The organism is Klebsiella electrica (assembly GCF_006711645.1).
Classification (GTDB): Bacteria; Pseudomonadota; Gammaproteobacteria; order Enterobacterales; family Enterobacteriaceae; genus Klebsiella; species Klebsiella electrica.
Genome location: NZ_CP041247.1, coordinates 3,587,866 through 3,599,914 on the forward strand (window position 1 = coordinate 3,587,866; position 12,049 = coordinate 3,599,914).

General features: G+C 56.9%; 9 protein-coding genes. 4 read left to right on the forward strand and 5 right to left on the reverse strand.

Going from position 1 to position 12,049, the window contains the following annotated elements:
- Positions 1 to 142 precede the first annotated feature (142 nt).
- From Electrica_RS17150 to rimO, 4 genes are all read left to right on the forward strand, one after another.
- Entirely contained in the window at positions 143 to 658 is a 516-nt protein-coding gene (locus tag Electrica_RS17150) for an Lrp/AsnC family transcriptional regulator (protein ID WP_131048278.1), read from the forward strand.
- Positions 659 to 1,079: 421 nt separating this feature from the next.
- Positions 1,080 to 2,690 (forward strand): inorganic phosphate transporter, encoded by a 1,611-nt coding sequence (locus Electrica_RS17155; protein WP_131047745.1) that lies wholly within the window; start codon positions 1,080 to 1,082, stop codon positions 2,688 to 2,690.
- Between the two features lie 22 nt (positions 2,691 to 2,712).
- Positions 2,713 to 3,627: a polyphosphate kinase 2 gene (gene ppk2 / locus Electrica_RS17160; protein WP_131047744.1), complete on the forward strand. Its 915-nt coding sequence runs from the start codon at positions 2,713 to 2,715 to the stop codon at positions 3,625 to 3,627.
- Positions 3,628 to 3,956: 329 nt separating this feature from the next.
- The gene (gene rimO / locus Electrica_RS17165) at positions 3,957 to 5,279 is read left to right on the forward strand and encodes a 30S ribosomal protein S12 methylthiotransferase RimO (protein ID WP_191119332.1); all 1,323 of its coding nucleotides are present in this window, start codon (positions 3,957 to 3,959) and stop codon (positions 5,277 to 5,279) included.
- 294 nt (positions 5,280 to 5,573) lie between these two features.
- Here rimO and gsiD read toward each other — a convergent pair whose 3' ends face one another.
- The 5 genes from gsiD to iaaA form a co-directional block, all read right to left on the reverse strand.
- Positions 5,574 to 6,485 carry a glutathione ABC transporter permease GsiD gene (gene gsiD, locus Electrica_RS17170; RefSeq protein ID WP_100684016.1) on the reverse strand — a complete coding sequence of 304 codons (912 nt, stop codon included), beginning with the start codon at positions 6,483 to 6,485 and terminating at the stop codon, positions 5,574 to 5,576.
- 1 nt (position 6,486) lies between these two features.
- The gene (gene gsiC, locus Electrica_RS17175) at positions 6,487 to 7,407 is read right to left on the reverse strand and encodes a glutathione ABC transporter permease GsiC (RefSeq protein WP_100684017.1); all 921 of its coding nucleotides are present in this window, start codon (positions 7,405 to 7,407) and stop codon (positions 6,487 to 6,489) included.
- Between the two features lie 91 nt (positions 7,408 to 7,498).
- The gene (gene gsiB, locus Electrica_RS17180; protein ID WP_141965029.1) at positions 7,499 to 9,040 is read right to left on the reverse strand and encodes a glutathione ABC transporter substrate-binding protein GsiB; all 1,542 of its coding nucleotides are present in this window, start codon (positions 9,038 to 9,040) and stop codon (positions 7,499 to 7,501) included.
- A gap of 37 nt (positions 9,041 to 9,077) precedes the next feature.
- Positions 9,078 to 10,934: a glutathione ABC transporter ATP-binding protein GsiA gene (gene gsiA, locus Electrica_RS17185; RefSeq protein WP_141965030.1), complete on the reverse strand. Its 1,857-nt coding sequence runs from the start codon at positions 10,932 to 10,934 to the stop codon at positions 9,078 to 9,080.
- A 12-nt stretch (positions 10,935 to 10,946) separates the two neighbouring features.
- Positions 10,947 to 11,888: a beta-aspartyl-peptidase gene (gene iaaA, locus Electrica_RS17190; RefSeq protein WP_100684020.1), complete on the reverse strand. Its 942-nt coding sequence runs from the start codon at positions 11,886 to 11,888 to the stop codon at positions 10,947 to 10,949.
- Between the last annotated feature and the right edge of the window lie 161 nt (positions 11,889 to 12,049).

The window sequence follows — 12,049 nt, forward strand, 5'->3', positions numbered from 1 at the left end:
TTGCTGAAATTCTTTATTTGCTTAAAAAACAGGCGCTGCGCCAGTTTTAAAATAAGAGAAAGAACTCTGCTACGGACCATTGCATATATTTTACTTATGTATGAAATATTAACGTTTATTGCCTGAAACGTTTGGAGGCTTTATGAAAGATAGTGATGGTTCGCTGACGCTGGACAGAATTGATTTAAAAATACTTAGCAAGCTACAAAAAAACGGACGAATTACTAATCAGGAACTTGCCGATTCTGTCGGTTTATCCGCCAGCCCATGTCTGAGCCGCGTAAGACGGATGGAAAAGGCGGGAGTGATAATTGGTTATCAAACACACATTGAACTTGCTAAATTATGCCGGTATGTTGATGTTATCGCAGCAATAACATTAAACAACCATAGCCTGGAGGACTTCGAGCTGTTCGAATCAGCCATTCAGTCAATGCGCTATGTTGTTAATTGTACAAAAGTTAGTGGCCCGATAGACTATCTGGCGCATTTTATTTGCCCTGATATCAGCGCCTATCAACTGCTCTCTGATGAACTATTAAAAATAGGCCCCAAAGTCTCAAATCTATCAAGCTATATTGTCCTTAAGTCGATTAAACCATACCGCGGATTCGCCTTCGAGGATCTGATAGAACCTTGTGCGAAAACGTCTGAGTAAAACGCCAGCCAGCGTAAAAAAGAGGGGCCCGTTCTCAGCAACCAGCCCCGTTTCGCTTCCCCCTTCTTTGGACAGAGAGAAAAACCTGTCCGCTGGCGGCAAGGTTACGCCCTCCCGTGAGCGGATGCCACCGCAGTAACCTGTTATTTATCAGATTAAACCACCTGATGCTATTTGTGTGATGTAATGTATATGTGGCTGAATTTAATAAAACCAGCAGAGTATTAATTCGGTTATCTGTCGTATAGCAGTGATGAATATTAACTAAAGTTATTTTTTCTTTTTGTTTAATGACCAGGCAATAAAGCGGGTTTTTATACACATTTAATTATTTTGAAATAAATGTGTAATGTTGCCCCACAATAATCCGACCTGCGAACTGTTGTAAACAATATATTAATTAGTTTTTAAAAGGTAATTTATGAGCGAGAATAACGCTATTCAATCTAACGGAGAGGCTACAGCCAGCCTTCCTAAAATACACCAAAAGAACAGTCGGTTAACTGTTCTTTTTTTTGTTTTTTTATTAGCGATCGGCATAGCGTTTGCGGGGATAAACCTCTTTAATGATGTCAATGATGCTGGCGCGGTATACACCGATTACATCCCTTTTCTCCTGCTGGGATTAGCGTTGCTGATAGCGTTAGGTTTTGAATTTGTTAACGGCTTTCACGATACCGCCAACGCTGTGGCGACCGTGATTTATACCCACTCGCTGTCGCCGATGGTGGCGGTGATCTGGTCCGGTTTCTTCAACTTCCTCGGCGTGCTGCTGTCCAGCGGAGTGGTGGCCTTCGGCATCATTTCGCTGCTGCCGGTGGAGCTTATCCTGCAGGCTGGCACCGGCAACGGCTTCGCTATGGTATATGCCCTGCTGTTCTCGGCGATCATCTGGAACCTCGGCACCTGGTGGCTCGGGTTACCGGCGTCGTCGTCACACACTCTTATTGGCTCCATTATTGGCGTCGGTGTGGCTAACGCCTTGATCCACGGACGTACCGGGACCAGCGGCGTCGACTGGGCGCAGGCGATAAAAGTGGGCTATGCGCTACTGCTGTCCCCGGCGATTGGCTTTGTGTTCGCCGCCCTGCTGCTGCTGGTGATGAAGGCGTTGGTTAAAAACCGCCAGCTGTACACCTCTCCCAAGGGCGACATGCCTCCTCCGCTGTGGATCCGTGGTCTGCTGATCCTCACCTGTACCGGCGTCTCCTTCGCCCACGGCTCCAACGACGGGCAGAAAGGTATGGGGCTGATTATGCTTATCCTGGTGGGTACCATGCCGATTGCTTACGCTCTGAACCGCTCGATGCCGCCGGAACAAATTCCGCGGGTGGCCGCGCTGGCTGAAGTGACCCGCAACGATTTACTGCAGCAATTCCCGGCGGTGAATCAGGTACAGCCTCGTGAGGTCCTGACCAGCTACGTACGTACCAGCGAACTGACCCCGGACGTCATGCCGGCACTGGCACAGATGGTTGGCGCCATCGGCGATCAGATCCGCCAGTACGGTTCGGTCAGCAAGATCCCGGCCCAGGCGGTATCCAACACCCGTAACGATATGTACCTGGCGTCGGAAACCATCAAACATTTGAAATCCGAGAAACAGCTGCAAATCGCCACCCGTTCACAGCACAACCTGGACGCCCTGAAAAGCGAGCTGGACAACGCCACCCGCTTTATCCCGTTCTGGGTGAAAGTGGTGGTGGCTATCGCCCTCGGTCTCGGCACCATGGTGGGTTGGCGACGTATTGTGGTGACGGTCGGTGAGAAAATCGGCAAATCCCACCTGACCTATGCTCAGGGCGCCAGCGCTGAACTGGTCGCCATGGCGACCATTGGCGCGGCGGATGCCTTCGGTCTGCCGGTATCGACCACTCATGTCCTGTCCTCAGGCATCGCTGGCACCATGGCGGCCAACCGCTCCGGCCTGCAGATGTCCACCCTGCGCAACCTGCTAATGGCATGGGTGCTCACCCTGCCCGTTTCAGTATTGCTGTCGGCGACGCTTTACTGGATTTTCACCAACATCTAACAGGCCAATACGGAAAACGATTATGTCTATGCATGAATTTAATCGCGACGACACCTTCAACCAGCGTCTGCTACAGGAATTTTACGACAGCTATGACGAAGAGCTGGAGATGGAGCTGGACGATTTGCGTTTTGACGATGCGGAAGTGGACAGCGATCAGAAGAAAGCCTGGCGCAAACAGTACTTCCGTGAATTGCTGCACCTGCAGGGGGAGCTGGTGAAACTGCAGGACTGGGTAATGCGCACCGGCCACCGGCTGGTTATCATCTTCGAAGGGCGCGATGCGGCGGGTAAAGGCGGCGTGATCAAACGTATCACCCAGCGTCTGAATCCACGTACCTGCCGCGTGGCGGCGCTGCCTGCGCCAAACGACCGTGAACGTACCCAGTGGTATTTCCAGCGCTATATCGCCCACCTGCCGGCGGCGGGTGAAATGGTGCTGTTCGACCGCAGTTGGTACAACCGCGCCGGTGTCGAGCGGGTCATGGGGTTTTGTAGCGACGAAGAGTACGAAGAGTTTTTCCGCAGCGTGCCGGAGTTTGAGAAAATGCTGACCCGTAGCGGGATCCAGATTGTCAAATACTGGTTCTCGATTACCGATGATGAGCAGGAGTTGCGTTTCCTCAGCCGCATTCATGATCCGCTTAAGCAGTGGAAGCTCAGCCCGATGGATCTGGAAAGCCGTCGTCGTTGGGAGGACTACACCGAAGCCAAAGAGGTGATGTTAGAGCGCACTAACATTCCGGAAGCGCCCTGGTGGGTGGTTCAGGGGGTGGATAAGAAAAAGGCGCGGCTCAACTGCATCAGCCATCTGCTGCATCAGGTGCCGTACGAGGAAGGCGAAAGTCATATCATTACCCTCCCACCGCGCAAACGCAATCCTGAGTACCATCGTCACCCGGTGCCGGATAATATGATTGTCCCTGAAAGGTATTAATGTCAAGCGCGGGGTCTTATGCGCAAAAATAAGTCCCCGCCATCTCCTTCCTGCATTCTGCCATGACAGACATCCTGGATTTTTACCTGTTCAGAACGCGGAATAAAGTACGGGAAATCACCGCCCGCTGGCTGACTGAATAGCGCAGTGAACGGCCTCATGAGCTGCTAAATAGCCTGGCGCCGGAAAAGTACCGCTGATGGCCGAAAATGTTCTTCTATCGCCGCGTCCTGCCTGTTGCTGGCCGTCCCTTTCTCCAGACGATCGCTTGACCATCTGATATAGCTGAACAGCTTCGGCATAATGTATACTCCACGTTTTCCTGAGCAATGATTGTACAAAAAATGTCTAAGATTGGATTTATATCATTAGGGTGCCCGAAAAACCTCGTCGACTCAGAACGCATCCTGACCGAGCTGCGTACCGAAGGTTATGACGTGGTTCCCACCTACGACAATGCCGATATGGTTATCGTCAACACCTGCGGCTTTATCGACAGCGCCGTTCAGGAGTCCCTGGAAGCCATTGGCGAAGCGTTAAAAGAAAATGGCAAAGTTATTGTGACCGGCTGCCTGGGCGCGAAAGAAGACCAGATTCGCGAAGTACATCCGAAAGTGCTGGAGATAACCGGGCCGCACAGCTATGAGCAGGTTCTGGAGCATGTCCATCACTATTCGCCGAAGCCTAAACACAACCCGTTCCTGAGCCTGGTGCCAGAACAGGGCGTGAAGCTGACGCCGCGTCATTACGCCTATCTGAAAATTTCCGAAGGCTGTAACCATCGCTGCACCTTCTGCATTATCCCGTCGATGCGCGGCGACCTCGTCAGCCGTCCGATTGGTGAAGTGCTGTCCGAAGCCAAACGCCTGGCCGATGCCGGCGTCAAAGAGCTGCTGGTCATTTCTCAGGATACCTCCGCCTACGGCGTCGATGTGAAGCACCGCACCGGTTTCCACAACGGCGCGCCGGTAAAAACCAGCATGGTCAGCCTGTGTGAAGAGCTGGCGAAACTGGGGATCTGGGTCCGTCTGCACTACGTCTATCCGTACCCGCACGTCGATGACGTGATCCCGCTGATGGCGGAAGGTAAAATTCTGCCATATCTGGATATCCCGCTGCAGCATGCCAGCCCGCGTATTCTGAAACTGATGAAACGCCCGGGTTCTGCCGACCGTCAGCTGGCGCGCATCAAACAGTGGCGTGAAATCTGCCCTGACCTGACCCTGCGTTCGACCTTCATCGTCGGCTTCCCGGGTGAGACGGAAGAAGATTTCCAGATGCTGCTCGACTTCCTGAAAGAGGCTCGCCTTGACCGCGTAGGCTGCTTTAAGTACAGCCCGGTTGAAGGCGCAACCGCTAACGAGCTGGCGGATCAGGTGCCTGAAGAGGTGAAAGAAGAGCGCTGGAACCGCTTTATGCAGCTGCAACAGCAGATCTCTGCCGAGCGCCTGCAGGAGAAAATCGGCCGCGAGATAACGGTACTGATCGATGAAGTGGACGAAGAAGGCGCCATTGGCCGCAGTATGGCCGATGCGCCGGAAATCGACGGCGCGGTCTACCTGAACGGCGAAACGAAGGTCAAACCTGGCGATGTCGTCCGGGTGAAAGTCGAACATGCCGACGAATACGACCTGTGGGGCAGCCGGGTTTAATCCCACGCCCTCTTATCCCCGGATTGCGGCGCTAACGCGCCTGATCCGGGCTACAAAATCCCACTCATCCCCGCCAAACCGCACTCATCCGCACCAAACCGCACTCATCCGCACCAAACCGCTCTCACCCGTAGCCCCGGTAAGCGGCAGCGCCACCGGGGAACAGCACCTTATCCCTTTATCTTCGACTCCAGCGCATCGCACCCGAGCCGGGCGACAAAACCGCACTCATCCGCACTAACCCGCACCAATCCGTAGCCCCGGTAAGCGCCAGCGCCACCGGGGAGTCACACCCTACCCCTTTATCTTCGGATCCAGCGCATCGCGCAGGCCGTCCCCGAGCAGGTTAAACGCCAGCACCGTCAGGAAAATCGCAATCGCCGGGAACAGCGCTACGTGCGGCGCCATCACCATATCCGCCCGCGCTTCATTGAGCATCGCTCCCCATTCCGGGGTCGGCGGCTGCGCCCCGAGCCCCAGGAAAGAGAGACTGGCGGCGGAGATAATCGACACCCCGATACGCATGGTGAAATAGACCACGATCGACGATACCGTACCGGGCAAAATATGGCTGAACAGAATCGTCATATCGCTGGCGCCGATGCTACGCGCCGATTCAATAAAGGTCTGCTGTTTGAGCACCAGAGTATTGCCGCGCACCAGGCGGGCAAACGCCGGGATCGAAAAAATCGCCACCGCAATGATCACATTCGACATACCGCTGCCCATCACCGCCACCACCGCAATCGCCAGCAGGATCCCCGGGAAGGCGAACAGCACGTCGCAAATGCGCATGATGATGCGATCCCACCAGCCTTCATAATACCCGGCCAGCAGACCAAGCACGGTGCCGATCGCCGCGCCGATCAGCACCGCCAGCACGCCGGCCGCCAGCGAAATCTGCGCGCCAACCAGCACCCGGCTAAAGATATCGCGCCCGAGCGAATCTACCCCGAACCAGTGCATCATCGACGGGCCATCGTTGAGCCGGTCATAATCAAAATAGTTTTCCGCATCGAACGGCGCTATCCACGGCGCCACGAGCGCGACCGCAATCAGCAGCAGGACAAATATACCGGCGCCCATCGCCACCGGCTGACGACGAAATCGCCGCCAGAACTCACGCCACGGCGTGCGTATTTGTCCGGGCCTAACTCCCGGCATGGCGTTAATAACCGCCTGCCTTCTCCAGTTGAGCAATCGCACCTTACTTGTACCTGATAGCCGGGTTAATGGCGGCGTACAGGACATCCACCACTAAATTAATAAGAATAAATTCCAGCGAAAAGAGGAGGACTTCCGCCTGAATGACCGGATAGTCACGCATCTCCACCGAATCCACCAGCAGTCGCCCAAGGCCTGGCCAGTTAAAGACCTTCTCGACCACTATCGACCCACCGAGCAAAAAACCGAACTGCAGCCCCATCATGGTCACCACCGGGATCATGGCGTTGCGCAGACCGTGTTTCAGCACCACCCGGGTCTCACTGACCCCTTTGGCGCGCGCGGTGCGCATATAATCTTCGTGCAGGACATCGACAAAAGAGGCGCGGGTAAAACGCGCCATCACCGCCGCAACGGCCGCCCCCAGCGTCAGGGAAGGCAGAATATAGTGCCGCCAGCTGTCGGCGCCCACCGTCGGCAGCCAGCCCAGCTCCACCGAGAAGACCTGCATCAGCAGCATACCGAGCGCGAACGCCGGAAACGAAATACCGGTCACCGCCAGCGCCATCCCCAGCCGGTCAGGCCAGCGATTACGCCACACCGCCGCCGCAATGCCCGCCGCCATGCCGAAGACCACCGCCCAGCTCATGCTCGCCAGCGTCAGCCACAGCGTCGGCATAAACCGGCTGGCTATTTCGCTGCTGACCGGGCGGCGCGACGCCATCGAGGTGCCGAAATCGCCCTGCACTACGCTGGTGATATAGTGCCAGAACTGCACGTGCAGCGGCTGGTCGAGCCCCAGCTGCTGGCGCACCATTGCCACCACCTGCGCATCGGCCTCCGGTCCGGCAATCAACCGCGCCGGATCGCCGGGCAACAGATGCACGAACAGGAACACCAGCACCGCCACAATCAGCAGCGTGGGAATCAGCCCCAGCAGACGCTTAATCACGTAATTGAGCATCGTCCCCCCTTGCTGGCATCCCCATCGGCCGCTGACGAGCATGAACGCCATCTTCCTCTCCCGCTGCGGGAGAGGGGCTGAGTCCCGTCCATCACTGGGCTAAATCCGCCTGTTCGAAGCTAAACCCGGTATCCGGCTGGATATAGAAACCGCTCAGATTTTTGCTGTGCGCCGAGACCAGTTTTTCCACTACCAGCGGCACCCATGGGGACTCTTTCCAGATAGTCTCCTGCACCTCTTTATAGAGCCGCGTTTTTTCTTTCACGTCGGTAGTTTTCAGCGCCTCCGTCAGATCTTTATCCACCTGCGGATTGCTATAAAACGCGGTGTTGAACAGGGTTGGCGGCCAGTTTTGCGAAGCAAACAGCGGTGACAGCGCCCAGTCAGCTTCGCCGGTTGAAGCCGACCAGCCGGTGTAGAACATCCGCACCCCGCTCTCTTTCTGCCCTTTCCCCTCAACTTCCGCCGCACGCTGCCCGGCATCCATCGCCGTCAACTGGGCCTTAATCCCCACCTGCGCCAGCTGCTGCTGGGTGAACTGCAGCACTTTCTGTGCGGTACTGTGGTTATGCGATGACCACAGCGTGGTGCTGAAACCGTTAGGGAAACCGGCCTCTTTCAGCAGCTCGCGGGCTTTCGCCGGGTCATACGGCCACGGTTTGAAGCTCTCGGCATAGGCGATAGATGGCGGTACGACACCGGTGGCCGGCGTCGCATAGCCCGCGAACGCCACTTTGACCAGCGCCTGGCGGTTGATGGCGTAGTTGATAGCTTCGCGGACTTTCGGGTTATCGAACGGCTTTTGCGTCACGTTCATGCTGATATAACGCTGCATGATAGAGGGGCTGGCCACCAGCTCCAGCTTGCTGTTTTTTTCCAGCAGCGGCGCCTGCTCATAAGGGATGGGGAAAGCGAACTGCGCTTCGCCGGTTTGCAGCATCGCCGCGCGAGTGTTGTTATCCACCACCGGACGCCAGGTTATCGAGTCCAGCTTCGGCAGGCCCGGCTGCCAGTAACCGGCAAACTTCGTCACCTTCACGAAATCGGTCTGATTCCAGGTGTCCAGCTTATATGGCCCGGTTCCCACCGGATGGAAGCCTATCTCTTTGCCGTACTTTTTCAGCGCCGCCGGAGAGATCATCGCCGTGGCCGGGTGGGCCAGGATATTGATGAACGCCGAGAACGGCTGCTTGAGGGTGATTTTCACCGTCGTCGGATCAACGGCTTCGGTACTGGCGATATTTTTATACAGGTTGTAGCGCTTGAGGTGATTATCAGGATTGCTGGCGCGGTCGAGGTTAGCCTTCACCGCCTCGGCGTTAAAGTCGGTGCCGTCCTGGAACTTGACCCCGGAATGGAGTTTGATGGTGTAAACCAGCCCGTCCGGCGAGATGGTGTAGCTCTCCGCCAGCACGTTTTGCAGCTTCATCTCTTTATCCAGGCCAAACAGCCCTTGATAGAACGATTTGGCGACGGCCTGGGACAGGGTGTCATTGGCATCATACGGATCGAGGGTCGTAAAGTTAGAGCCGACCGCCACGACCACGTCTTTCGCGGCAAAAGCCGGGCTTGCCGCCAGCGCTAACGTGACGACCAGCGCCAGCAACCCTCTGCGTAATACACGTTGTGTCATGTTGTTCTCCTGAAAGGCTGTACTGTTGATGTCGTTGCTATCTTCCCAGCACGTCGGCGACGGGTTCCGTGGCGACAAAATGGCCCGGCCCTACCTGTTGTAACGGCATGCTGCTGACCTCGGCCCCGCGTTTATAGATATTGCCCGGCAGTTCGTCAGAGAGCAGTACGCGCTGCGGATGACGATGCGTCGGGTCGGCGACCGGTACGGCGGCCATCAATTTGCGGGTATAAGGGTGCTGCGGGTTTTCAAACACGGCACGCCGCGGGCCTATCTCGACAATGCGCCCACGATACATCACCGCCACGCGATGGCTGATGCGTTCAACCACCGCCATATCGTGTGAAATAAACAGGAATGCGATGCCCATTTCGCGCTGTAAATCGAGCATCAGATTAATAATCTGCGCGCGGATGGAAACATCCAGCGCGGACACGGCCTCGTCGGCAATCACCACTTTCGGATTGAGCGCCAGCGCGCGGGCGATGCAAATACGCTGGCGCTGGCCGCCGGAAAACTCGTGCGGATAGCGCCAGGCATGTTCCGGTTGCAAACCGACCCGCTCCAGCAGCCAGGCGACGCGCGCTCGCGCCGCCTCTCCTTCCGCCATACCATGTACGCGCAGCGGCTCCATAATCGAATAGCCCACGGTTTGTCGCGGGTCGAGCGAGGCAAACGGATCCTGGAAAATAAACTGGATATCGCGGCGCAGCGCCTGAAGTTTGCTGGTTGCCAGCGTATCAATCCGTTCGCCGTTAAAGACTATCGTCCCGCCCTGCGTCGCCACCAGCCGCAGCAACGCCCGGCCGGTGGTTGACTTCCCGCAGCCGGACTCGCCGACCAAAGAGAGGGTCTCTCCTGGCCACAAATCAAAGCTGACCTTCTCCACCGCGTGGACTTCGCGGGTGACGCGATTCAGAATGCCGCTGCGCAGCGGAAAACGCGCCACCAGATCGCGCACTTTAAGAATCGGTTCGCCGGCGACGACGGTATTCTGCTCCCCCTCATCGGGGGCGGGCTGCTGCAATAACGCAAAGTGACGCGGCAGATCGCTACCGCGCATCGACCCGAGCCGCGGGACGGCGGCCAGCAGCGCCTGAGTGTAGGGATGCTGCGGCGCGCGGAAGATAGCCTCCACCGTGCCGCTCTCCACCGCTTCTCCGCGGTACATCACCAGTACCCGATCGGCAATATCGGCGACCACCCCCATATCGTGAGTAATAAAAATTACCCCCATCGCCATCTCTTTTTGCAGCACGGCAATGAGCCGGAGAATCTGCGCCTGGATAGTCACATCCAGCGCCGTCGTTGGCTCATCGGCAATCAGAACCGCAGGACGACAGGAGAGCGCCATCGCGATCATCACCCGCTGGCGCATTCCGCCGGAAAGCTGGTGGGGGTAGCGCGAGAGCATCGTTTCCGCCTCGGGGATCCTGACCTGATCGAGCATTTTCTTCGCTTCGCGCAGCGCCGCATCATGCCCCAGCCCCTGGTGCAAACGAATAGATTCGGCAATCTGCTCTCCGATAGTAAACACCGGATTGAGCGAGGTCATCGGCTCCTGGAAAATCATCGCCATGTCCGCCCCGCGCACGCTGCGCATTCCTGCGGCTGACTGCTCGCTCAGGGAGACGACCTGATGGTTGCGGCGGCGCAGCCACAGCGCCCCGCTGTTGACCTCGCTTACCGCCCTATCGAGCAGGCGCATCAGCGCCAGCGCGGTGACGGATTTTCCCGAACCCGATTCGCCAACGATGGCTAACGTTTCGCCCCGTCGCAGGGTAAACGACAGCTGCCACACCGCGGAAAACCGCTCCTGCTGCTGGCGAAACGCCACGTTCAGATCGCGTACCACCAGAACATCATCGGCGTCGATTTCTTGACTATGCGGCAACGTGCGTCCCCCTTATTCCCGATAAATACCAATCGTCGGCGTATCCCCGGCATAGCACCAGGCCCGATACATGCCTTCGCTGTTAAATGGCAGAACCACGTTGCCTTCTCTGTCGATGGCAATCAGGCCACCGCTGCCGCCGAGCGCCGGTAGTTTTTCCATCACCACCCGCTCACAGGCCTCATACAGGCTGAGATTGCCGTACTCCATCAGCGCCGCAATATCGTAGGCCGCCAGCGTGCGCATAAACACTTCGCCGGTTCCGGTGCAGGAGACGGCGACGCTGGCGTTATTGGCATAGCAACCGGCTCCCGGTAACGGGCTGTCGCCGACGCGGCCGGGGAGCTTATTGGTCATGCCGCCGGTCGAGGTCGCCGCCGCCAGATTACCGGCCAAATCCAGCGCCACCGCGCCGACGGTCCCCATCTTATGGCGCTCATCAAGCGGCGCGGCTTGATGATCGAGCACAATCTCATCGGCGGCCTGAGCCTGTTGCAACTGAAGTAACCGTTCGGTGGTCGAAAACAGATGGTTCCCGACCCGGTCCATGCCATGGGAGACGGCAAACGCTTCCGCTCCCTCGCCAATCAGCAGCACGTGCGGACTTTGTTCCAGCACCATTCGCGCGGCAAGCACCGGATTACGCAAATGCTTTACCCCGGCGACCGCCCCGGCCTGCAGCCGGTTACCGTCCATCACGCAGGCATCCAGTTCATGGGTTGCATCGCGGGTAAAGACCGATCCGATACCCGCGTTAAACAGCGGACACTCCTCAAGCAGCCGCACCGCTTCCGTCACCGTATCCAGCGCGCTGGCGCCTGCCGCCAGCATTTTTTGCCCGCTATCGACGATCGCTGAAAGCGCCGCCACGTACTGTCGTTCCCGTTCCGGCGTCAGGGCTGAGCGCGTAACCGCCCCCGCCCCGCCATGAATTGCTATCACCGCCTTGCCCATTCAGCGATCCCTTAGCGATAAAGTGTCTTGATACGTCCTGCAAACCGCTTCTGACTGGCGACGGATAACCCGCTCTTTTCCAGCTGTACTCCTGACGTATCGAGGATGATTTTATGTATAAATATCATTATCGTGCTGACTGTCCTATACAATTTTTGAAT